We start from the raw sequence: 21,213 nt of genomic DNA on the forward strand, positions 1-21,213 counted from the left end.
GCGGCGGGCCGCGCCCCGGCATCCCCGGAACACGGCCCGCCTGCGCGCGGCGCGGGTCAGGAGGCGTGCCGGATGCGCCGCCCGCTGATCTCGGTGGGGACGATCCTGATGAACAGCTCGCGCTCGCCGCCCGCCCACGGCCGGACGTCCACCTCGGCGACCGCGGCCCGCTCCTCGTCGGAGACATGGTGGGCGCCGCCGCGCACCAGCACGCTCCAGCCCTCCCGGCCCGCCTCGTCGAGCCGGTCGATCTCGAAGGCCACCTTGAACTCCACACCCCGCACGCCGGTGCGCAGGGTGTCGTCCAGCGGGCCGCCGGAGGCGGTCCGGAAGATCACCGCGCCGTCGTGGACCACATAGTTCACCGGCAGGATCGTCGGGCCGTCGGCCCCGCTGAAGGCCACCCGCCCCACACCGCCCGGCGTGATCAGCCGCAGGCACTCGGCCGGCTCCAGCTTCTCCAGCACCGGATGGGGGCCGGGACGGCCACGGCCGGGCGGCAGGTCCATCGTCCCGCCGAGCAGTTCCTCGCTGCTGGTCTCCAGCGCCGCGGCCAGCTTGTGAACCGTCTCGGTGGACGCCGACGCCGCGCTCGCCTCCAGGTAGTCGAGGTATCCCGGGTCGATACCCGCCCGGTCGGCCAGCTGCCGGCGGTCCAGGCCGAGCTCCCCGCGGCGCTGTGCCACCCGCCGGCCCAGGTCACCGGGGGCGGCTGGGCGTTCACTCATTTACGTCCTCCCAACTGAGGTCCTCTTACGGCCGGCAGCGGACGGCACCGGCCGGCCGGGCGTCCGTCGCCGGCGCCCGGCCGCCCTGCTCTCGCCGTTCTCCCTGCCGCAGGCGGCATACCCCGCCGGAGACGGATATCCCCTCCCGAAACCGCCACCCGCGCCGGACGCGCCCGCGGGGCGGGTGGCCGCGCGGGAGGCCCCGGCCCCGGGCGGCCGCCTTCTCCCGGCCGTTACCGCTTGCCGGCCTGCTTGCCGGTCTGGGCCTTGGCCTGGACCGCCTTCTTGGCGTGGACCGGGATGCGCCTGCTCTTCTCCTCCGGCGCGGCGAGCTTCAGGCTGATCTCAAGGACGCCCTTGTCGTACACCGCCTCGACGTCCTTTTCGTCAGCCGTGGGCGGCAGGACGATGGACCGGGTGAAGGAGCCGTAGCGGAACTCCGTCCGGTGCCGTTCCTTCTCCTCGACCCGGCGCTCGGCGTGGACCGTCAGCACCCCGTTGCTCACGTCTATCTCGATGTCCTCCGGCTCGATGCCCGGAAGCTCGGCCCGCAGCACGTAACGGTCGCCGTGCATGTAGTCCTCGAACCGTATGCCCTGGCTCTGGGCGCGCGTGGCGGCGAACGGGGCGTCCAGCAAGTCGAGCAGCTCGGGGAAAAGACCCCGCTCCTGGCGCATCAGCATGCTCATCTGGTCCTCCCTGGCTGATCGGGATTTCTCTCATCCCAATTGCACGCCGCCCCGCCTGGACCGCACAAAGGCCGGAGGTCCCAAAAGGACAGGTCCTTCGTCCGCGCCCGCGACCACCGCCTTTCCCGTTCCCGGGCGGCTCCGGACGAGGACGGGCAGGGGCCGGTCAGGGCAGGTCAGGGCGGGTCAGGGCAGGTCGGCGAACCGCTCCACCTGGCCGGTCCGGCCCGCGATGACGATGACGTCGCCGTAGGTCAGCACCGTGTCGGCGCCGGCGTAGGTGAACTCCTCACCCGGGCTCTTGACGCACACCACCGTCACCCCGTGCTTGCGGCGCAGGTTGGTCTGCCCCAGCGGGACGCCGACGTACTGGCGGGGCGGACGGGTCTTGGCCAGCGCGAAGTCGTCGTCCACCTGCATGAAGTCGAGCATCCGCCCGTTGAGCAGGTGGGCCACCCGCTCACCCATGTCGTGCTCGGGCAGGATCACGTGGTGGGCGCCGACGCGCTGCAGGATGCGCCCGTGCTCGCGGCTGACGGCCTTGGCCCAGATGTCGTCGACCTCCAGCTCGGCCAGCAGGGAGGTGGTCAGGATGCTGGACTCCAGGTGGGTGCCGATGGCCACCACCGCCCGGTGGAAGTCGGCGACGCCGAGCTGTCGCAGCGCCTCCAGGTCGGTGGAGTCGGCCGCCACCACGTGGGTGAGGCGGCCGGCCATGGACTGCACGACCTTGGCGCGGCTGTCGATGGCCAGCACCTCGGTGCCCCTCCTGGACAGCTCCAGCGCCAGCGAGCCGCCGAAGCGGCCCAGGCCGATCACCACCACGGCGTCGTTCCTGCTGTCAGCCAACGATGGTCCTCTCCTCGGGTAGCTCGTAATGGCGGGTGCGCTCGCGCAGCGCGAGCGCGGAGAACAACGTCAGCGGCCCCACCCTGCCGATGAACATCAGCAGCGCGATCAGCACCTGGCCGGGCGGGGCCAGCTCGGCGGTGACGCCGACCGAGAGGCCGGTCGTGGCGAACGCCGAGATCGCCTCGAACAGCACGAGCTCCAGGCGGTGGGGGGTGAACAGCATCAGGAGGTACGTCGCCGTCGCCGCCAGCGTCAGCCCCAGCAGCGCCACCGCCAGCGCCTGACGCTGCACGCCCTCGCCCAGCCGGCGGCGGCCGACGTTGACCCGGCTCTCGCCGCGCAGCTCGGTCCACACGACGAAGGCCAGCACCCCGAGGGTGGTCACCTTGATGCCGCCGGCGGTGCCGGCGCTGCCGCCGCCGATGAACATCAGCGCGTCGATGACCAGCAGGCTGGAGGGGTGCAGCTGGGTGATGTCGAGGCTGTTGAACCCGGCGCTGCGCGGCATCGCCCCGGTGAAGAAACCGGCCAGCAGGCGGTCGTCGCGGTTCAGGGCGCCGAGGGTGGCGGGGTTGGACCACTCGGCGGCGGTGATCGTCAGCGTGCCGCAGACCAGCAGCAGCGCGGTGATCGTCACGGTCAGGCGGGTCAGCACCGACCAGGTCCGCGGCCGCCGCCAGGAGCGCGCCAGCTCGAACACCACCGGGAAGCCCAGGCCGCCGACGATGACGGCCGCCGCGACCGGCAGGCAGATCCACGGGTCCGAGGCGAAGCGGACGAGGCTGTCGGGCCACAGGGCGAACCCGGCGTTGTTGAAAGCCGTCACCGCGTGGAAGACGCCCAGGTACGCCGCGCGGCCGTACGGCTCGCCGTAGCCGGCGGAGAAACGCGCCGCCAGCACCACCGCGATGATCGCCTCGGCCGTCAGGCTGAACGCCGCCACCTGGCCGACCAGCCGGCGCAGCCCGGCCAGCTGCATGGTCTTGGTCTCGGCCTGGGCCAGCATCCGGGCGCGCAGGCCCAGCCGTCCGGTGACCAGCACGGCCAGCAGGGTGGCGAGGGTCATGATGCCCAGCCCGCCGGCCTGGACGAGCGCCAGGATGACGATCTGCCCAAGGGGCGACCAGTGGGCGGCGGTGTCGACGGTGGCCAGCCCGGTGACGCAGACGGCGGAGGTCGCGGTGAAGAACGCGTCCAGGAGGTCGGCGGGCCGGCCGTCGGTGGTGGCGAACGGCGCCGACAGCAGGGCGGTGCCGGCCGTGATGGCGACGGCGAAGGCCGCGGCGACGACCTGCGCCGGGTGCCGGAAGCCGGCCAGGACGGCCCGGGTGAGACCGGAGTGCGTCATGGGCTCTTCGCCCCGGAGAACCGGGCGCGGACCCGGCGGGCCGCGCCGTACCGGGCGGGAGCGTCGCGTTCGTCGCCGCACCGGCGGGCCACGACGGCGCCGGCGGGGGAGAGCGGCAGGACCACCCGCCCGGCCGGGCCGCGGACCAGGGCCGCGAGCAGCGCAAAGGCGGCGAACGCCGGCAGCAACACCATGGGTGGCCTTCCAGGGGGAGGACAGAGTGAGGGCACACCGGCCAGACTTCCCGGCACTCTGCCGCACACCCTAACAACTCCACCGCCGTGGACGTGACGTCACCCCGTCCGGCCCGGCCGGTTTCGCCGGCATGGACTTCGCCCCCGTCCGGCGTTCCTCGCCGTGCCGCACCGCGCGACGCCGTCGCGGGCCTGGATCGGGGCGGCCCGCGACACCACGGCTCCACCATGCCGGCGCCGGCGCGCGCTGGGGAACCGTCGGGGAACCGTGCGGCCCTTGCCGAGGGGGTGTCCGGCCCGCCGGGCGGCGTCTGGTACGGTGGCCGTCCCCGGCGGTGATCGACTGAAGGAGGTGAGACCCATTCCGCTGTTGAAGGCTGGGTGCTCCCCTCGCACGCCGTACGGTCCCTCCGCACCGAGGTGACCGCGGGAGCGCCCATCGGCGTCCCGAAAGGCTGTACCGTGTCGGTTTCCCCTTCCTCTCCCTATTCCGCTTCGCTGTCCCGTTCCGCCGTCGCCGGCAGGCTCCGCTCGGCCGGCTGCGTCTTCGCCGAGGACGAGGCGGACCTACTCATCTCCACCGCCCGCACCCCGGGCGACCTGGCCGCCATGGTGGAGCGGCGCGTCGCCGGGCTGCCGCTGGAACACGTCCTGGGCTGGGCGGAGTTCTGTGGCCTGCGCCTCGCCGTGGAGCCGGGGGTCTTCGTGCCGCGCCCCCGCTCGGAGTTCCTCATCCGCCAGGCCGCCGCCCTGGCCCGTCCCGGGGCGGTGGTGGTGGACCTGTGCTGCGGCTCCGGCGCACTGGGGGCCGCGCTGGCCGCCGCGCTGGGCCGGACCGAGCTGCACGCCGTCGACGTCGAGCCCGCCGCGGTGCGCTGCGCCCGCCGCAACCTCGCCCCCCTCGGCGGCCGGGTCCACCAGGGCGACCTGTACGGGCCGCTGCCGGAGGCGCTGCGCGGCCGCGTCGACGTCGTGATCGCCAGCCCGCCGTACGTGCCCACCGCGTCGATCGGGCTGCTGCCGCCGGAGGCCCGGCTGCACGAGCCGGCGGTGGCGCTGGACGGCGGCGCCGACGGGCTCGACGTCGCGCGGCGGGTCGCCGCCGGGGCGCCGCGGTGGCTGGCCCCGGGCGGATGCCTGCTCATCGAGACCGGTGAGCGGCAGGCCGCGCCCGCCGCCGAGGCCGTCGCCGCCGCCGGGCTGGACGCCCGGGTGGCCTACTGCGAGGACTTCGACGCCACCGCCGTCATCGGCACCGCCCCGGCGGCGGGGCGGAACGTGGCGAGGTAGACGCTGGGCGGGACGTCGCGTGCCGCCGGTGCGCGGTGCGCGGCGTCCGTCGAGGGCGGCGGGGGCGGCGGCGGACGTCGGGTGAGGTTCGTCGGTGGCTCCGCGAAGACCCGCGGCCGGCGTGCGAGGTCGCCGGCGTGTGCGGATCGCCTGCCGGTTGTGACTGACGGAACACATGGGACCAAATGGAGCGAATTAGGCGATAGCTCCGCCTTCATATTTCGGGGTCTCGGTGATAACGGCGCGGGAAACAACGGATATGCGGGTCAGGGCTTCTGCGAGGACCTTCGAGCACGGCTCGAGGGCGGCCAGGATCCGGATTTCCGGCCCGGGCCGGCCGAGGGGCGGAGCGGCCGCGCGGTCCCCTCGGGGGCGCCGGGCCGGCCGACGGCCGGGAGCGTCCGGACGCGTAGGCGGAACGGACGGCCGATGTCATCCACGTGGCCGGCGATAAGGGCGGGCCGGGTGGGTCACGCCGGCCAGGCCGAGATCGGTCTGCCCGCGGACGGCGGCCTCGGCGTAGGGATTCTTGAATGTTGCGTACGGCTAATTTGCGGCCGATCACGCGAATCCAGGCGAAGGGCCGGTTTCGCGCGTACCCTGGAGGGATAAACGATAGGTTGCTATCGTTTTTTCGGCGGATGATCACTCGCGACGAGTCCCGGGGAGATGGCACATGAGCGAGTCCATGACGTTGCCGTTGCACATGCGGCGGGCGGAGTTCGACCCCGCCGCCGAGCTGGCGGCGGTCCGCGACGAGGAGGGCGTGCGGAAGGTCAGGACGGTCTTCGGCGTTGACGGCTGGCTCATCACCCGCTTCGCCGACGTGCGCGCGGTGCTGGGCGACGCCGAACGGTTCAGCAACGCCCATCAGATGGTCTTCCGCATACCCGGCATGCCGCAGCGCACCGACGAGGAGATCGCCGAGCTGCGGGCGGGCAACCTGCTGGCCTTCGACCCGCCCGAGCACACCCGGCTGCGGCGCATGCTGACGCCGGAGTTCACCGTCCGCCGGATGCGCAGGCTGGAGCCGCGCATCCACGACATCGTCACCGAGCACCTGGACGCCATGGAGCGCACCGGCCCGCCGGCGGACCTGGTCACCGACTTCGCGCTGCCGATCCCGTCGCTGGTCATCTGCGAGCTGCTGGGCGTGCCGTACGACGACCGGGCCGACTTCCAGCGGCGCAGCGGCCGGATGCTGGACCTGTCGCTGCCCCCGCAGGAGCGGGCGGCGGCGTCGCTGGAGTCGCGGGTCTACATGGGCGAGCTCGTCGCCCGGGCCAAGACCGACCCCGGTGACGACCTGCTCGGCATGCTGGTGCGCGAGCACGGCGAGGACCTGACGCCCGCCGAGCTCGCCGGCATCGGCAGCCTGCTGCTGCTCGCCGGCCACGAGACCACCTCCAACATGCTCTCCCTCGGCACGCTGGCCCTGCTGCGCAACCCCGAGCAGCTGGAGCTGCTGCGCAAGGAGCCCGAGCGGATCGACGCCGCGGTGGAGGAGCTGCTGCGCTGGCTCAGCATCGTGCACTCCGGCATGACCAAGGTGACCACCACCGACGTCGAGGTGGCCGGGCAGCACATCCCCGCGGGCGAGATAGTGATCTGCGCCCTGCCCGCGGCCAACCGCGACCCCGCCCTGGCCGCCGACCCCGACCGGCTCGACATCGGCCGCGACAGCCTGGGGCACGTCGCCTTCGGCCACGGCGTGCACCACTGCCTGGGGGCGCCGCTGGCGCGCATGGAGATGCGCGTGGCCTTCCCCGCCCTGCTGCAGCGCTTCCCCGGCCTGCGGGAGGCCGGTCCCGAGCCCGCCTTCCGGTCCTTCAACGTCGTCTACGGCCTCAGTTCTTTTAAGGTGGCCTGGTGAGCGAAGAACAGAAGCCCGTCCGCATCCGGGCCGACCGCGACGTGTGCATCGGGGCCGGCATGTGCGTCATGACCGCCGAGCAGATCTTCGACCAGGACGACGACGGCGTGGTGGTGCTGCTGGAGCCGGAGCCCCCGGCAGAGCACGCCGACCTCGCCCGCCGAGCGGTGCGTGCCTGCCCCTCCGGCGCGCTGTCCCTGGTGGAGGACTGATCCGCTTTTTCCGGCGCGGTGGCCGGGGCGCGCGCCCCGGCCACCGACCGCACTGTCGGCGACAATGTGAATACTGCTAGCGTTCGGCGTGTGCGAGGGCAGGGACGCCGGGCCGACGCGCTCCGCAACTCCGACAGGATCGTCCGCGCCGCGATCGCGGCGCTGTGCGAGACCGGCTCCGCGGCGCCGCTGGAGGAGATCGCCCGGCGGGCCGGGGTCGGGATCGCGACCGTCTACCGCCGCTTCGGCGACCGCGAGGGCGTGGTGCGGGCCGCGTTCCACACCTACTTCGCCGAGGAGGTCGAACCGCTCGCGCTGGCCGCCCGCGCCGCCGCCGACCCCCGGCGGGGGCTGGCCGACGCCCTGGCCGCCGCGGTGGACACCCTGGCCGCGCACCGGCCCCTGCTCGCCGCGGCCCACGAGTCCGGCGCGTTCTCCGTCGACATCGCCGAGCGGTTCATGGGCCCTCTCGGCGACGTGCTGGCCGACGCCCAGCGGCGCGATCTGGTCCGCTCCGACCTGATGGTGCGCGACCTCGCGGCGATGGTGGTGATGGTGCTGGCCACGGTGCACGCCGACGACGCCGGCCACGCCGACCCCCGCCGTTACCTCGCCCTGCTGCTGGCCGGGACGCGCCCCTCGGCCGACCCGCTGCCCGGCCCCGCCGCCACCGGCCTGCTCGACTCCTCGCTCAAACGCTCCGGACCCTGCGACCACTGAGGCCCACCGACTCGGCGTCGGGCACCCGTTGCGCGGCGGCGTAGGCGCCCTCGCGCACCCGCTGGATCCACCCGGCCGGTTCCAGCCCGGTGATCGGGTGCCTGAGCGGGTCGAAGCGGACCGGCTCGTCGGCGTCCGTGCGGGCCGGCCCGGTCAGCTCCAGCACACCGAAGCGCTCCCACGGCCCGGTGGGGGAGGCCACCACCAGGTCGAACATCAGCGGACGCGCGGCGGCGACGCGGGCCAGCGCGCCGAGCCGGGCGGGGGAGGCCCAGGAGGGCCGCGCGACCGCGCCGAGCAGCACCCTGCCGCCACCCGCGCCGTACGGCAGCAGCGAGCCGTACAGGCCCGGCGCCCACCGGACGGCGGGCCGCAGCAGCCGGCGGCCGGGCACGGTGCGCCCGGTGGTGGCCAGCAGCAGCTCGGCGGTGGTTCCCGGGGCGGCTTCCACGCCGCTCGCGGCCTTCCCGGCGCCCTCCGCACCGGCCCGGTTCTCCGTGCCGGCCCGGTTCTCCGTGCCGGCCCGGTTCTCCGTGCCGGCCCGGTCCTCCGCGCCGGCGGTGCCACCGGGCGTCGGCTGCCGCCACCGTACGGCCAGGCCCAGCACGTCCGGCGACGGATGGGGGAGGCCCGCCGACCGTGACAGCCGGGCGATTCCGTGCAGCTCCATCGCCTCGTCCAGGAACGCCGCGCCCCTGGGACTCGGCGCCCCGTGCAGGTGGAGCGCGGCGTCGAAGAGCAGCCCCACCGGATGCAGGGGCCGGCCGCGGCGGATCCGCGCCGCCGTCCCGAAGACCGCCGCGAGTCCCGCCCTCACGGCGGAGGTCACCGGCCCTTGCCTCACGCGTTCCTCCCGTCTTCGGCGGCGCGCCGCCGCACCCGCCCGTGTCATCCCCGTTACCCGCGGCGACGTGGCCGAACCCGCGGGGCGTCCTCAGGCGGTGCCGGCGAGGTCGTGGGCGGCCTCGGCGAAGGCGCGGAGACGGGCGGTGGCGTTGTCGGCGCGCCACAGCAGGCCCCACCGCAGCGGCGGGGCGTCCTCGAAGGGGACGTAGGCGACGTCGGGACGGACGTAGTAGCGCCCGGCCTGCGCGCCGACCGGGAAGACGCCGCGGCCGGCGCCGACGAGGGTGAGCGCCTCGTTGAACGTGGCGGCCTGGGGGCCGGGGGCGATCGGCCGTCCGGACGGTGTGGTGTGCGGGGTGCGGTCGCGGCGCAGCGACTCGGGCAGCGTGGCCGGGAGCTGGAGCAGCGTGACCCGGGCCAGGTCCTCCAGGCTGACCGAGGCGCGGCGGGCGAAGGGATGCCGGGCGGGGACGGCGAGCATGCGCGCCTCCGACACCAGGACCGGCCCGGTGGCGATGCCGGGTTCGTCGACGGGGAAGGTGGCCAGGGCGACGTCGATCTCATCGTCGCGCAGCCAGGGCATGAGGTCGGTCATCTGCGCCTCGCGGAGCAGGACGTCGCAGTCGGGCCGGCGCCGCCGGAACAGCTCGGCGGCCCCGACCAGCAGCTGCCCGCCCGCCGCGCCGACGAAGGCGACCCGCAGCGTGCCCGTCAGGCCGCGACCGCTCGCGACCGCCTGCTCGAACGCGTCGGTGATCTGGTCCCAGGCGGGACGCACGCCCTCGTACAGCCGCCGTCCCGCCGCCGTCAGCTCCACGCGGCGGCTGGTGCGGGCGAACAGCGGGACGCCGGTACGGCGCTCCAGCTTGGCGATCGTCTGGCTGATCCGGGCGGTGGACACGCGCAGCCGCTCGGCGGTCCGGCCGAAGTGCAGCTCCTCGGCGAGGGTGAGGAACGCCTCCACCTCGTGCCGCTCCAGCATGATCCTCCCATCGTTAACCGGGGCTTCACGATCCTTGCACAGGACCGCATTGATCACCCGCCCGCCCCGGCCGAGAGTGGAGCCGTTCAAGAACCCCCTGATGTGCGAGGAAGAAAGACCATGGACTCCCTGACCGCCCTGCGCTCCGTCGTCCGCGGCCGGGTCTGGCTGCCCGGCGACCCCGGCTTCGACGCCGCCCGCCGCCCGTGGAACCTGGCGATCGAGCAGCCGGTGGCGGCCGTGGCCGAGGCCGCCGACGCCGATGACGTCGCCGCGCTGGTCCGCCACGCCCGCGCCACCGGACTGGGCGTGACGGCGCAGCCGAACGGGCACGGCGCCACCGGCCGCACCGACGGGCTGATCCTGCTGCGCACCACCCGGCTGGACACCCTGCGGATCGACCCGGCCGCCCGCCGCGCCCGCGTCGGCGCCGGCGTTCCCTCCGGCCGCCTGCAGGCCGCCGCCGCGCCGCACGGACTGACCGGCCTGCCCGGCAGCTCCCCGGTCGTCAGCGTCACCGGCGCCGCCCTCGGCGGCGGGCTGAGCTGGTTCGGCCGCGCCCACGGCTGGATCGCCGACAGCGTCACCGCCCTCGACGTCATCGACGCCGACGGCCGCTCACGGCGCGTCACCGCCACCGACGACTCCGACCTGTTCTGGGCGCTGCGCGGCGCGGGCGGCGACTTCGCGATCGTCACCGCCCTGGAGCTGACCCTGCACCCCGCACCGCACCTGTACGGCGGGCGGATGCTGTGGACCGCCGAGCACGCCCCGGCCGTCCTGGAGGCCTACCGGCGGATCACCGCCACCGCGCCCGAGGAGCTGACCGCCTGGCTGGACCTGCTGCACTTCCCCGGCGCCGACCCCATGGTCGCCGTCGACGTCACCCACCTCGGCGGCGAAGACGAGGCCCGCGACCTCCTCGCTCCCCTGGAGCGGCTGCCCCGGCCGCTGTCGGACGGCCGGCGCGTCATGTCGGTCGCCGAGATCGGCTCCATCACCGCCGAACCCACCGACCCCGGCCCGGGTCTGTCGCGCGCCGAACTGCTCACCGGCCTCGACGACGCCGCGGCCAAGACGCTGCTGGCCGACCCGATCACCCCGCTGCTGAGCGCGCAGATCCGCCACCTGGGCGGTGCGTTCGCCCGCCCCTCCGACAGCCCGCACGGCCCGCTGAGCGAACCGTACGCGCTCTACCTGTTCGGCATCCCCGCCGACCCGGCCACCGCCCAGGCCGTCACCGCCAGGCAGCGCGCCCTCGCCGAGGCCCTGCCCGTCAGCGGACGCAAGCCCTTCACCTTCCTGGGCCCCCGCGAGAGCGCGGCCGACGCCTTCACCCCCGCCACGCTGGAGCGGCTGCGCGAGATCAAGCACCGCCACGACCCGCGCGGCGTCATCCGCAGCAACTTCCCCGTCCTCGGCTGACCTCGCCCCGGCGCGGCTCCCGTCCCGTCCGTCGCGGCGCCGGACGCCCGGTTCCCGCCCGCTCCGCCCGCCGCCACCGGCGGGCGGAGCGGGCGGGAGCGTTACGGGCGGGTTTCCGGGAGGTTGGCCGGAGGCATTGACACCACCTTTGTTAGCGATAACAATCGGCACAGCGAACACGCCTTTCATTCCGGTCATCACGTTATGTGACTGTTTAGCGCTTCATATGCCTCGGTGGCGGTCGGAACGAGCGCTGCCGTGACCCTCCGGATGACCCCCCGATCCGCAAGGAGATGTGCACGATGAGGTTGGGACGAATCGCGGGCGCGCTGTCCGCCGTCGCGCTCGCCGCCACGATGACGGCCTGCGGCTCCAGTCAGAAGACGGTGGACGCCCAGGCCTCCGTCGCGGGCGGGGCCGCCGGCGCGCTGATCGGCGTCACCATGCCCACCAAGTCCTCCGAGCGCTGGATCCACGACGGTGACAACGTCAGGTCGCAGCTGGAGAAACTCGGCTACAAGGTCGACCTGCAGTACGCCGAGAACGACATCCCCACCCAGGCCAACCAGATCGAGAACCAGATCACCAAGGGCGCCAAGCTGCTGATCGTCGCCTCCATCGACGGCACCGCGCTGACCTCCCAGCTGCAGCAGGCCGCCGACAACAAGATCCCGGTCATCGCCTACGACCGCCTGATCCGCAACAGCCCCAACGTCGACTACTACGCCACCTTCGACAACTTCAAGGTCGGCGTCCAGCAGGCCACCTCGCTGCTGAAGGGGCTCGGCGTCGAGGACGGCAAGAAGGGCCCGTTCAACGTCGAGTTGTTCGGCGGCTCGCCCGACGACAACAACGCCACCTTCTTCTGGAACGGCGCCATGTCGGTGCTCAAGCCGAAGATCGACGACGGCACGCTGACGGTCAGGAGCGGCCAGACCGACTTCAAGACCGCCGCGATCCTGCGCTGGGACCCCGCCACCGCGCAGCGGCGCATGGAGGACATCCTCACCAAGACCTACACCGGCGACACCAGGGTCGACGGCGTGCTGTCGCCCTACGACGGCCTGTCCATCGGCATCCTGTCGGCGCTCAAGAGCAACGGCTACGGCACCGGCGGCCAGGCGTACCCGGTCGTGACCGGCCAGGACGCCGAGCTGGCCTCGGTGAAGTCGATCATCGCCGGCGAGCAGTACTCCACCATCTTCAAGGACACCCGCAAGCTCGCCGAGACGACCGTCAAGATGGCCGACGCCGTCCTCAAGGGCGGCAAGCCCGAGGTGAACAACACCGAGGACTACGACAACGGCGACAAGGTCGTCCCCTCCTACCTCCTCGACCCGGTGATCGTCGACAAGGACAACTACAAGGACGTCATCGTCGGCGGCGGCTACTACACCGAAGACCAGCTCAATTGACGAAGGCCGCGCCCGGGGCCCTCCGCGGCCCCGGGCGCCGGGACCGAGGGGTTTCCTTCCCACGATGGCCGACCAGATGACCGACCAGATCCTGCGGATGAGCGGGATCACCAAGACCTTCCCCGGTGTCAGGGCGCTGCAGGACGTCACCCTGTCGGTGCGGCGGGGCGAGATCCACGCGATCTGCGGCGAGAACGGCGCCGGCAAGTCGACGCTGATGAAGGTGCTGTCCGGGGTCCACCCGCACGGCGACTACGAGGGCGAGGTCGTCTTCGACGGCGCCCGCTGCGAGTTCGGCGGCATCCGCGACAGCGAACGCGCGGGCATCGTCATCATCCACCAGGAGCTGGCGCTCAGCCCGCAGCTGTCGATCGCCGAGAACATCTTCCTCGGCAACGAGCGGTCCAGGCACGGGATCATCGACTGGAACCGCACCAACCACGAGGCCGCCGAGCTGATGCGGCGGGTCGGCCTGCGCGAGAACCCGGTGACGCCGGTCGCCGACATCGGCGTGGGCAAGCAGCAGCTCGTCGAGATCGCCAAGGCGCTGTCGAAGCGGGTGAGACTGCTCATCCTCGACGAGCCGACCGCCGCGCTCAACGACGAGGACTCCGCGCACCTGCTGGACCTGCTGCGGGGCCTGCGGGAGGAGGGCATCACCTGCGTCATCATCTCCCACAAGCTCAACGAGGTGACCGCGGTCGCCGACTCCGTCACCGTCATCCGCGACGGGCGGACGATCGAGACGCTCGACATGGCGGGCGGCCACGTCACCGAGGACCGCATCATCGCCGGGATGGTCGGCCGCGCCCTGGACAACCGCTTCCCGCCCCACGAGCCGTCCATCGGCGAGGAGGCGCTGCGCATCGAGGACTGGACGGTGCACAGCCCCACCCAGCCCGGCCGCAAGGTGGTCGACGGCGCGAGCCTCACCCTGCGCCGGGGTGAGATCGTCGGCCTGGCCGGGCTGATGGGCGCGGGCCGTACGGAGCTGGCGATGAGCGTGTTCGGGCGGGCCTACGGCACCGACATCTCCGGCAGGATCTTCAAGGACGGCAGGCCCGTCCGGATCCGGACCGTCCAGGACGCCATCGAGCACGGCCTGGCCTACGCCACCGAGGACCGCAAGCGCTACGGCCTCAACCTCATCGACGACATCAGGCGCAACGTCTCCGCCGCGGGACTGGCCGGGCTGGCGCGCCGCGGCTGGGTCGACGAGCGCGAGGAGTACCGGGTCGCCGAGGAGTACCGCCGGAGCATGAACATCAAGGCCCCCGGCGTGTCCAGCGTGGTCGGCAAGCTCAGCGGCGGCAACCAGCAGAAGGTCGTGCTGTCCAAGTGGATCCTCACCGAGCCCGACGTGCTGATCCTCGACGAGCCGACCCGGGGCATCGACGTCGGCGCCAAGTACGAGATCTACACGATCATCAACCGGCTGGCCGACCAGGGCCGGGCGATCCTGGTGATCTCCTCGGAGCTGCCGGAGCTGCTGGGCCTGTGCGACCGCATCTACACCCTCTGCGAGGGCCGCGTCACCGGTGAGGTGCCGCGCCGGGAGGCCACGCAGGAACGTCTCATGCACCTGATGACCAAGGGACAGGAGTAGCCCCCATGAGCAGCATCACCCCCGCCGAGGTGGCGGCCGGGACCGGGGCAGGGGCCGGGGATCCGGGGGAGCCGCGGCGGCCGGGACGGGTGTCGCTGGGCGGGCTGTCGCTCAACCTGCGCTCCAGCGGCATCTACATCGCCTTCGCGCTGATCATCGCGCTGTTCTCGGTGCTCACCGACGGCGCTCTGCTCCAGCCGCAGAACATCTCCAACATCATCGTCCAGAACTCCTACGTCCTCATCCTCGCCATCGGGATGATCTTGATCATCATCGCCGGGCACATCGACCTGTCGGTGGGCTCGGTGGTCGCGGTGACCGGCGCCCTGGCCGCGGTGCTCATGGTCGACATGGGCCTGCCGTGGCCGGCGGCGCTGGCGGTCACGCTGGTGGCCGGCGGCCTCGTCGGCGCCTGGCAGGGGTTCTGGATCGCCTACTTCGGCATCCCGGCGTTCATCGTGACGCTCGCCGGCATGCTGCTGTTCCGCGCGCTCACCCTGACCGTGCTGGGCAACCAGGGCATCGGCCCGTTCCCCGACGCGGTCCGCACCCTCGCCAACGGCTTCACCGACGGCTACCTCGGCAACGTCGGCCTCGGCCCGCTGGGCGGCGCCGACCTGTTCAGCCTGCTGGTCGGTCTGCTCGCCGTCGCCGGCATGGTCGTGGCGCAGTGGCGTACCCGCCGCTCGCGCGCCGGCTACGGCCAGGCCGTGGACCCGGTGCCGCTGTTCGCCCTGAAGATGGCGGCCGGGGCGGCGCTGATCCTCTTCCTGGTCGTGCAGCTCGCCCGGTTCAAGAACCTGCCCTGGGTGCTGGTGCTGCTGGCGGCGCTGGTGCTCGGCTACTCGCTGCTGGCCGGCCGTACGGTCTTCGGCCGCCGGATCTACGCCATCGGCGGCAACCTGCACGCGGCCGTCATGTCCGGGGTCAAGGTCAAGCAGGTCGTCTTCTGGATCTTCGTTAATATGGGGGTGCTGTCGGCCGTCGCCGGCGTCATCTTCGCCGGCCGGCTCAACCAGGCCGGTCCGACGGCGGGCGGCAGCTTCGAGCTCGACGCGATCGCCGCGGCCTTCATCGGCGGCGCCGCCGTACAGGGCGGCGTCGGCAAGGTCGCCGGGGCGATCACCGGCGGTCTCATCATGGCGGTCATCAACAACGGCATGTCCCTGATCGGCTCACCCAGTGAGCGGGTCATGCTCGTCAAGGGCGCCGTCCTGCTGGCCGCCGTCGCGTTCGACGTCTGGACCAAACGCCGGGCCGGAACCGCTCGCTGACCCGGGTGACCGGCCGAAAGGAGAGACCGTGGCACCGCCCCTCGGGCACCGCCCACCGATCATGGCCGACGTCGCCAGGGAGGCCGGTGTGTCGCACCAGACGGTCTCGCGGGTGCTCAACGACCACCCCAACGTCCGGCCGGCCACCCGCACCCGGGTGCTGGAGGCGATCGACCGGCTCGGCTACCGCCGCAACCTCGCCGCCCGTGCCCTGGTCACCAGGAGCTCGCGGACGCTCGGCGTGGTCAGCTTCGACACCACCCTGTACGGCCCGGCCAGCACCGTCTACGGCATCGAGCAGGCCGCCAGGACCGCCGGGTACTTCGTCAGCATCGTGAGCCTGAAGTCGATCGACGCCTCCAGCGTCGGCGACGCCATCGACTACCTCGCCGAGCAGGGCGTCGACGGCGTCGTGGTCGTCGCGCCGCAGCGTTCGGCGGCCCGCGCCCTGGAGAGCCTGCCGCCGGGGCTGCCCGCGGTGGCCGTCGAGGGCTCGCACATGACCGACGTGCCCGTGGTCTGCATCGACCAGGCCGAGGGCGCCAGGCTCGCCACCCGGCACCTGCTGGAGCTGGGCCACGAGACGGTCTGGCACGTCGCCGGTCCGGCCGACTGGCTGGAGAGCGAGGGCCGGACCGAGGGCTGGCGGGCCGCCCTGGAGGAGGCCGGCCGTACGGTGCCCGAGCCGCTGGTCGGTGACTGGAGCCCCCGCTCGGGGTACGAGGCGGGCCGGAGGCTGGCCGGGGTCGGCGGGGTGACGGCGGTGTTCGTGGCCAACGACCAGATGTCGCTCGGCCTGCTGCGGGCGCTCACCGAGGAGGGGGTGCGGGTCCCCGAGCAGATCAGCGTCGTGGGCTTCGATGACATCCCCGAGGCGGAGTTCTTCTCGCCCCCGCTCACCACGATCCGGCAGGACTTCGCCGCGGTGGGCCGGCACAGCATCGAGGTGCTGCTGCGGCGGATCGACACGCCGGGCACCGGTGAGCGCGAGCGGCTCGTCGTGTCGCCCTCCCTCGTCGTCAGGTCCAGCTCCGCGGCGCGCTGACGCGGCCCGGGGCGTCACCGGCCCGATCCGGCCGGCGGCCGCGCATGCCGCCGACGGGCCGCAGCGGCTTTCGGGGCTCGTGGCCGCCCGCCGTATTCCGCCTGCCGGAGGCGACGCGCCGACCGGGAACGACGCCGCCGTCAGTCACGGCCGGGCGCCGCCTTGCGCGCCGCCTTGGTCTTCGTGCCGACGCCGCCGAACAGGGCGAGACCGCTGACGACGACCCGTGGCGCCCCCCGCCTGCTGCGGACGGCGCTCCGGTCGAACGCGCCGAACAGGCCGAAGCCCTTGACCTCGACCTCCACGTCGTCGGGCACGACGACCTCCGTGTACCCCCACAGGGCGAAGGCGCGCACCTGGATCTCCTGCGCGGCGAAGCGGGCGTCGCGCAGGTCGATCTCACCGCCGCCGAACATCGACAACGACGTGAACACGCGCGGGGCGACCCAGCGGCCCCTGCGGCTGAACCAGCCGAACACGCTGAAGGCGAAGCGGGAGCCGGGTTCGTCGTGCACCACCAGCGTGTCCGTGCGGGCCGGCTCGGGCAGTCCTCGCGCGGCGTGCGCGAGCTCGTCCCGGGTCCGGGCCTGGTAGATCTCGCTCAGCCGCTGGTCCAGTTCGGTCAGCTCGACCCGGCCCACGGCGGCGGCCTGCTGGAGTCGCCGGGCCACCTGGTCGCGGTCCTCGTCGGAGGGGCGCACCTGCTGGGCCGAGGTGAGATGGGGGTGCTCGGACATGCTCGCGGTCCTATTCGTGTGATCGGCGTGGCGGGACCATCTTATTCTCCGGATGGAGAACAACTCGGCCGGCCGGCTCCAGCCCGGACTCCTCCACCATGTGGGCGGCCATCATCCGTGCGAGCTGGACGCGGAACTCCGCCGCATGCGCCGGGTCGTCGGGGTCGTGGCCCAGGCCCGCCAGCCACGACCGGCCGCCGATGGCGAACCCGTACGCGGCCGACAGCCCGACCAGCACGACCGCCTCGACGCGCGACCGGCTCGGCGCGGGCCGCCCCGCGAGGGCGTCGCGTATCCCGGCCTCGATCGTGTCGATCAGCTCCACCAGCTCCAGTCGTGCGGCGCCCCGGTAGTCGGCGTGCATCTCGGCCCAGACGAACAGGCGAAGGTAACGCTCGTCCGCCAGGGTGTCGAACACCACGTCCATGATCGACGCCGCCAGTGGCACGCCGTCCTCGGCGCGGATGCGTTCGCGCACCCGCGACTCGATGCGGTCGTTCTCGACGCGCAGCACCTCCCGCACCAGGGCGGCATAGGTGCCGAAATAGTGGGACACGAGCCCGTGGGCGACACCGGCGGCCTCGGCGATCTGCCGCAGGCTGACGTTGTCCGGACCCCGCTGCCTGATCAGCTCGGCGGCCGCCGCCAGCAGCTCGGCACGTGACTCCTCCGGGGCGCGCCTGCGTCTGGGTGCCATGACCGGCAGTTTATTGTCCACTGGACAACAGGGCGGCCCGGCCCGGCCCGGCCAGGCCGAGCCAGGCCAGGCCGAGCCGGGCGCGCCATGGCCGGGGAACGCGCCGCGCCCGACGGGACTCAGCCGGCCAGCAGCTTGCGCAGCAGCTCACCGAACTCGGCGGGGTGCGTGCTGAGGCCAGTGTGCCCGCCGGGGAAACGGACGAACTCGGTGCCGAGCCGTTCGGCCAGGAAGGCGGCGCAGCGGTGGGGCAGTTCGCCGCGCGAGTCGGCTCCGCCCGCGAGCACGAGCCGGTCCGACAGGGCCGCCAGGCGCTCCACGTCAGGGGTGTAGGCCATGAAACCCGGCACGACGCGTCCGAGGAAGTAAGGCATGTCGGCCATCGTCCGCTCGACGCGGGCCGCCGCCCGCGGCGTCAGCCCGGCGGCCTGCGGGGCCTGCGGGGCCTGCGGGGCCTGCGGGGTCGCCGGAGTCGCGGTGGGTGCGGCGCCGGGCGGCCTGAGGCCGGCCGCGAAAACGGCCGCCGCGGGCATCAGCCCCTCCCTGCGGAAGGTGTCCTGGACGCGGGCGAGCATGGCGCGGTGCTCGGCGGCGTCCGGCAGCACCTCCACCACCGGCGGCTCGTGCGCCACGACGCGTTCGACCCGGTCGGGGCGGGTGGCCAGCAGGTGCAGCGCGACGATCGCCCCCGAGCTGCAGCCGGCCACGCGGGCGGGCGCCTCCGGAGACAGCAGGTCCAGCAGCCGGAGCGCGTCGTCGGCGTGCCGGGCGACGTGCTGCGGCGCCTCCGGGTCGTCCAGCGGGCTGCGGGACAGGCCGCGCGGGTCGTAGGAGACGACCGTGCGGTCGGCGGCCAGGTCGTCGGCGACGTCGTCGAAGGACGCCGCGCCGCCCGTGCCGCCGGGGATCAGCAGCAGGAGCGGGCCCTCGCCGCGCACCTCGTAGTGCAGGGTCGCGCCGTCCACGCGCAGGCGGCCGATAGTGGGGGGAGTCATCGCGGGTCTCCTTCGTCGGGTGCGGGCCAGTGCTTCAGGAGCGAGTGCAGGGCGTCCAGGCAGCGGACCCAGGACTCCTGCGCCGGGCGCGCGTGCGCGAACCCGCCCGCGGCCTCCAGGCTGACGAAGCCGTGCAGCGTGCTGCGCATCAGCCGGACCGCGTCGGTCAGGTCGGGCTCGGTCAGCGCGTAGGCGCGCAGCATGCTGTAGGTCAGCTCGATCGCGCGGCGCGGCCCGGGGGCCCGGGCCAGGAGCTCGGGGTCGATCTCCATCGGGATCTGCGTCGCGGTGTAGCGGCCCGGGTGGTCGTGGGCGTAGGTCCGCCAGGCGTCGGCGTAGGCCACCAGCGCGTCCTTGCCGGCCCGCCCGGCGGTGGCCTCCGCGATGCGGATGGTCTTCTCGTCCGCCCCCAGCAGGGCGATCCGCCCGCGCAGGTCCTCCAAGCCGCGGACGTGCGCGTAAAGGCTGGCGTCCTTGACCCCGAGCCGCCGCGCCACCGCCGACATGGTCAGGTGGTCGAGCCCGACCTCGTCCGCCAGTTCGGCGGCGGCGAGCGTCACCCGCTCCGCCGTCAACCCGGCCCGCACCATGGCACTCCGCTCTTTTCCTAGAGATGGTCGACTGAAACTAATGTTCCTAGTTTTTTCCTAGGGATGTGAGGATAGGCATTCGGTGGCACGCCCGTCAACGCCGCCCCCTCCCGCGCGGGACGATCGTGCGGAGCCGGGGCGGCTCCCGCGGTGAGGCCGTACGGTGGCCGGGACCACACCGCGGAGGCGATGAGCCGCCGGCCGGTCCCGGTGCGAGGACGGAGAGCCGCCGGTCGGGGAAGCGCGCGACGGGCACGGCGACGACCCGGGTGATCCGGCGAGGAGGCCCGCGACGGGCAGGCTGATCTGCTCGATGAGCGTGTCGCTCGACGGCTGCGTGAGTGATCTGGACGGCCGCTTCGGCCGGGGCGCCCCCGAGGAGGAGCCGCACGAATTCATCGACGAGGGCGCGCGCTCGACCGGCACGTACCGCTACGGCCGCCCGACGCACGAGACGACGGCCTACCGGGAGACCGCGCACACGGTCCCGGACCGGCCGCCGTTCTGGCCGCGCAGGCGCTGCGGGCCGGGCCGGTCGACGGGTGCCGGCTCTTCGCCGGACCGGCGATCACCGGCGGCGGCCACGCGTCCTTCCCGGACGGGGGCGCGCCGACCTGGAGCCGCCGGACGAGCGGTGGTTCGGCGGCGGCGTGGTCCGCCTTCGGCACGGCGTCCGGCGCACCGCGTGGTCAGGCGCGCGAAGCCCCCGGCCCGGCTCCGGGGGCGGCGCCGGCGAAGAACGGAGGACGGCGCGAAAGGGGCGAAAGGGGCGCCTCCGGCCTGAGTCACACGGCGGCGCTCCCGATGACGGCCCCGGCGGGCACGGCCACGGCCCGTGTCCGCCGGGGGACCGGCTCAGGGGGCGATCGGCGGCCGCCGCTTGTGCTCGGTGAGCCGGTAGCGGCGGACGATCGTCTCGAAGGCGGTCCCGTCGACCGGCCTGCCCTCCAGGAAGTCGTCGATGTCGTCGTAGGTGACGCCGAGCGCCTCCTCGTCGGGCCTGCCCGGGCTCAGCGTCTCCAGGTCCGCGGTCGGGACCTTGCCGACCAGCTCCGGCGGCGCGCCCAGGGACTGCGCCACGGCCCGCACCCGCCGCTTGGTGAGACCGGCGAGCGGCACCACGTCGGCCGCGCCGTCACCGAACTTGGTGAAGAAGCCGGAGACGGCCTCGGCGGCGTGGTCGGTTCCCACGACCAGCCCCTCGTACGCGCCCGCCACCGCGAACTGAACGATCATGCGCTGCCGCGCCTTGATGTTGCCGTGCACGAAGTCCTGCTGATGGGCGTCGCGGAAGACCATGTCACCGGCCAGCAGCGCCTCCAGCGCGGCGTCGCTGGCGGGCTTCACATCGACGGTCAGGACCCGGTCGGGCTCGATGAACTCCAGCGCCAGCTGCGCGTCCTTCTCGTCGGCCTGGTCACCGTACGGCAGCCGCATCGCGTAGAACGTCGCCTCGTGCCCGGCGGCGCGGACCCGTTCGACGGCGAGCTGGCACAGCCGGCCCGCGGCCGTGGAGTCCACCCCGCCGCTGATGCCCAGCACCAGCGCGCGCAGGCCCGTGGAGGTCAGCTGCGCGGCGAGGAAGGCCACCCGGTGCTCGATCTCCTGCTGCGCGTCGAAGGACGCGCTCACGTGGAGATCCCGGGCGATCTCCTGCTGCAGGGACATGGGGGCCGGATCGGTCACGGTGGCTCC

At 73.4% G+C, this 21,213-nt stretch carries 21 protein-coding genes; 9 read left to right on the forward strand and 12 right to left on the reverse strand.

Features of this window, described 5'->3' with window-relative positions:
• Positions 1-56: 56 nt before the first annotated feature.
• The 5 genes from IEZ10_RS24935 to IEZ10_RS24955 all read right to left on the reverse strand — a co-directional run bounded on the left by IEZ10_RS24935 (position 57) and on the right by IEZ10_RS24955 (position 3,811).
• A complete protein-coding gene (locus tag IEZ10_RS24935) occupies positions 57-728 on the reverse strand; it encodes a helix-turn-helix domain-containing protein (protein ID WP_189248935.1) in 672 nt (223 codons plus the stop codon).
• A gap of 233 nt (positions 729-961) precedes the next feature.
• Positions 962-1,417, reverse strand: coding sequence for an Hsp20/alpha crystallin family protein (locus IEZ10_RS24940; protein ID WP_189248936.1), 456 nt, complete (start codon positions 1,415-1,417; stop codon positions 962-964).
• Positions 1,418-1,603: 186 nt separating this feature from the next.
• A complete protein-coding gene (locus IEZ10_RS24945; protein WP_189248937.1) occupies positions 1,604-2,266 on the reverse strand; it encodes a potassium channel family protein in 663 nt (220 codons plus the stop codon).
• On the reverse strand, positions 2,259-3,617 hold the full coding sequence (locus IEZ10_RS24950; protein ID WP_189248938.1) for a TrkH family potassium uptake protein: 1,359 nt from the start codon (positions 3,615-3,617) through the stop codon (positions 2,259-2,261). Before IEZ10_RS24950 ends, IEZ10_RS24945 begins: the two co-directional genes overlap by 8 nt.
• The gene (locus tag IEZ10_RS24955; RefSeq protein ID WP_189248939.1) at positions 3,614-3,811 is read right to left on the reverse strand and encodes a hypothetical protein; all 198 of its coding nucleotides are present in this window, start codon (positions 3,809-3,811) and stop codon (positions 3,614-3,616) included. Before IEZ10_RS24955 ends, IEZ10_RS24950 begins: the two co-directional genes overlap by 4 nt.
• Positions 3,812-4,273: 462 nt before the next feature.
• On the opposite strand from IEZ10_RS24955, the gene IEZ10_RS24960 reads away from it, so the two are divergent.
• The 4 genes from IEZ10_RS24960 to IEZ10_RS24975 all read left to right on the forward strand — a co-directional run bounded on the left by IEZ10_RS24960 (position 4,274) and on the right by IEZ10_RS24975 (position 7,906).
• Entirely contained in the window at positions 4,274-5,101 is an 828-nt protein-coding gene (locus IEZ10_RS24960) for a putative protein N(5)-glutamine methyltransferase (RefSeq protein WP_189248940.1), read from the forward strand.
• 676 nt (positions 5,102-5,777) lie between these two features.
• A complete protein-coding gene (locus IEZ10_RS24965) occupies positions 5,778-6,974 on the forward strand; it encodes a cytochrome P450 (RefSeq protein WP_189248941.1) in 1,197 nt (398 codons plus the stop codon).
• Positions 6,971-7,186, forward strand: a complete 216-nt coding sequence (locus IEZ10_RS24970) for a ferredoxin (RefSeq protein WP_189248942.1) — start codon at positions 6,971-6,973, stop codon at positions 7,184-7,186. The genes IEZ10_RS24965 and IEZ10_RS24970 overlap by 4 nt, the downstream gene beginning before the upstream one ends.
• 90 nt (positions 7,187-7,276) lie before the next feature.
• The gene (locus IEZ10_RS24975; protein WP_189248943.1) at positions 7,277-7,906 is read left to right on the forward strand and encodes a TetR/AcrR family transcriptional regulator; all 630 of its coding nucleotides are present in this window, start codon (positions 7,277-7,279) and stop codon (positions 7,904-7,906) included.
• Here IEZ10_RS24975 and IEZ10_RS24980 read toward each other — a convergent pair.
• Entirely contained in the window at positions 7,878-8,735 is an 858-nt protein-coding gene (locus IEZ10_RS24980; RefSeq protein ID WP_189248944.1) for a hypothetical protein, read from the reverse strand. The two genes, IEZ10_RS24975 and IEZ10_RS24980, sit on opposite strands and share 29 nt — an antisense overlap.
• Positions 8,736-8,840: 105 nt before the next feature.
• Positions 8,841-9,734 carry a LysR family transcriptional regulator gene (locus IEZ10_RS24985; RefSeq protein ID WP_189248945.1) on the reverse strand — a complete coding sequence of 298 codons (894 nt, stop codon included), beginning with the start codon at positions 9,732-9,734 and terminating at the stop codon, positions 8,841-8,843.
• Positions 9,735-9,854: 120 nt separating this feature from the next.
• Here IEZ10_RS24985 and IEZ10_RS24990 point away from each other — a divergent pair, with 120 nt between their 5' ends.
• The 5 genes from IEZ10_RS24990 (at position 9,855) to IEZ10_RS25010 (ending at position 16,499) form a co-directional block, all read left to right on the forward strand.
• The gene (locus IEZ10_RS24990; protein ID WP_189248946.1) at positions 9,855-11,159 is read left to right on the forward strand and encodes an FAD-binding oxidoreductase; all 1,305 of its coding nucleotides are present in this window, start codon (positions 9,855-9,857) and stop codon (positions 11,157-11,159) included.
• A gap of 302 nt (positions 11,160-11,461) precedes the next feature.
• The gene (gene chvE, locus IEZ10_RS24995; RefSeq protein ID WP_189248947.1) at positions 11,462-12,574 is read left to right on the forward strand and encodes a multiple monosaccharide ABC transporter substrate-binding protein; all 1,113 of its coding nucleotides are present in this window, start codon (positions 11,462-11,464) and stop codon (positions 12,572-12,574) included.
• A 64-nt stretch (positions 12,575-12,638) separates the two neighbouring features.
• Entirely contained in the window at positions 12,639-14,180 is a 1,542-nt protein-coding gene (mmsA, locus tag IEZ10_RS25000; protein WP_373287419.1) for a multiple monosaccharide ABC transporter ATP-binding protein, read from the forward strand.
• Between the two features lie 5 nt (positions 14,181-14,185).
• Positions 14,186-15,454, forward strand: a complete 1,269-nt coding sequence (gene mmsB / locus IEZ10_RS25005) for a multiple monosaccharide ABC transporter permease (RefSeq protein ID WP_229811618.1) — start codon at positions 14,186-14,188, stop codon at positions 15,452-15,454.
• A gap of 61 nt (positions 15,455-15,515) precedes the next feature.
• On the forward strand, positions 15,516-16,499 hold the full coding sequence (locus tag IEZ10_RS25010; RefSeq protein WP_189249038.1) for a LacI family DNA-binding transcriptional regulator: 984 nt from the start codon (positions 15,516-15,518) through the stop codon (positions 16,497-16,499).
• 140 nt (positions 16,500-16,639) lie between these two features.
• On the opposite strand, the gene IEZ10_RS25015 is transcribed toward IEZ10_RS25010, so the two are convergent.
• From IEZ10_RS25015 to nadE, 5 genes are all read right to left on the reverse strand, one after another.
• Positions 16,640-17,236, reverse strand: a complete 597-nt coding sequence (locus IEZ10_RS25015) for a DUF1707 SHOCT-like domain-containing protein (RefSeq protein ID WP_189248948.1) — start codon at positions 17,234-17,236, stop codon at positions 16,640-16,642.
• Positions 17,237-17,246: 10 nt separating this feature from the next.
• Positions 17,247-17,933 (reverse strand): TetR/AcrR family transcriptional regulator, encoded by a 687-nt coding sequence (locus IEZ10_RS25020; RefSeq protein WP_229811619.1) that lies wholly within the window; start codon positions 17,931-17,933, stop codon positions 17,247-17,249.
• A 119-nt stretch (positions 17,934-18,052) separates the two neighbouring features.
• Entirely contained in the window at positions 18,053-18,928 is an 876-nt protein-coding gene (locus tag IEZ10_RS25025; RefSeq protein ID WP_189248949.1) for an alpha/beta fold hydrolase, read from the reverse strand.
• Complete coding sequence (locus IEZ10_RS25030; RefSeq protein WP_189248950.1) at positions 18,925-19,518, reverse strand: TetR/AcrR family transcriptional regulator; 594 nt, start codon at positions 19,516-19,518, stop codon at positions 18,925-18,927. The genes IEZ10_RS25025 and IEZ10_RS25030 overlap by 4 nt, the downstream gene beginning before the upstream one ends.
• 855 nt (positions 19,519-20,373) lie before the next feature.
• Complete coding sequence (gene nadE / locus IEZ10_RS25035; RefSeq protein WP_308426298.1) at positions 20,374-21,204, reverse strand: NAD(+) synthase; 831 nt, start codon at positions 21,202-21,204, stop codon at positions 20,374-20,376.
• Between the last annotated feature and the right edge of the window lie 9 nt (positions 21,205-21,213).

Source organism: Streptosporangium pseudovulgare (genome assembly GCF_014648055.1).
Taxonomy (GTDB): domain Bacteria; phylum Actinomycetota; class Actinomycetes; order Streptosporangiales; family Streptosporangiaceae; genus Streptosporangium; species Streptosporangium pseudovulgare.

Excerpts from the sequence above, each read along its gene's own strand:
- IEZ10_RS24935 (WP_189248935.1), bottom strand. The coding sequence starts at position 728 with ATGAGTGAACGCCCAGCCGCCCCCGGTGACCTGGGCCGGCGGGTGGCA.
- IEZ10_RS24940 (WP_189248936.1), bottom strand. The coding sequence starts at position 1,417 with ATGAGCATGCTGATGCGCCAGGAGCGGGGTCTTTTCCCCGAGCTGCTC.
- IEZ10_RS24950 (WP_189248938.1), bottom strand. The coding sequence starts at position 3,617 with ATGACGCACTCCGGTCTCACCCGGGCCGTCCTGGCCGGCTTCCGGCAC.
- IEZ10_RS24955 (WP_189248939.1), bottom strand. The coding sequence starts at position 3,811 with ATGGTGTTGCTGCCGGCGTTCGCCGCCTTTGCGCTGCTCGCGGCCCTG.
- IEZ10_RS24965 (WP_189248941.1), top strand. The coding sequence starts at position 5,778 with ATGAGCGAGTCCATGACGTTGCCGTTGCACATGCGGCGGGCGGAGTTC.
- IEZ10_RS24985 (WP_189248945.1), bottom strand. The coding sequence starts at position 9,734 with ATGCTGGAGCGGCACGAGGTGGAGGCGTTCCTCACCCTCGCCGAGGAG.
- IEZ10_RS24990 (WP_189248946.1), top strand. The coding sequence starts at position 9,855 with ATGGACTCCCTGACCGCCCTGCGCTCCGTCGTCCGCGGCCGGGTCTGG.
- chvE (WP_189248947.1), top strand. The coding sequence starts at position 11,462 with ATGAGGTTGGGACGAATCGCGGGCGCGCTGTCCGCCGTCGCGCTCGCC.
- mmsA (WP_373287419.1), top strand. The coding sequence starts at position 12,639 with ATGGCCGACCAGATGACCGACCAGATCCTGCGGATGAGCGGGATCACC.
- mmsB (WP_229811618.1), top strand. The coding sequence starts at position 14,186 with ATGAGCAGCATCACCCCCGCCGAGGTGGCGGCCGGGACCGGGGCAGGG.
- IEZ10_RS25010 (WP_189249038.1), top strand. The coding sequence starts at position 15,516 with ATGGCCGACGTCGCCAGGGAGGCCGGTGTGTCGCACCAGACGGTCTCG.
- IEZ10_RS25015 (WP_189248948.1), bottom strand. The coding sequence starts at position 17,236 with ATGTCCGAGCACCCCCATCTCACCTCGGCCCAGCAGGTGCGCCCCTCC.
- IEZ10_RS25020 (WP_229811619.1), bottom strand. The coding sequence starts at position 17,933 with ATGGCACCCAGACGCAGGCGCGCCCCGGAGGAGTCACGTGCCGAGCTG.
- IEZ10_RS25025 (WP_189248949.1), bottom strand. The coding sequence starts at position 18,928 with ATGACTCCCCCCACTATCGGCCGCCTGCGCGTGGACGGCGCGACCCTG.
- IEZ10_RS25030 (WP_189248950.1), bottom strand. The coding sequence starts at position 19,518 with ATGGTGCGGGCCGGGTTGACGGCGGAGCGGGTGACGCTCGCCGCCGCC.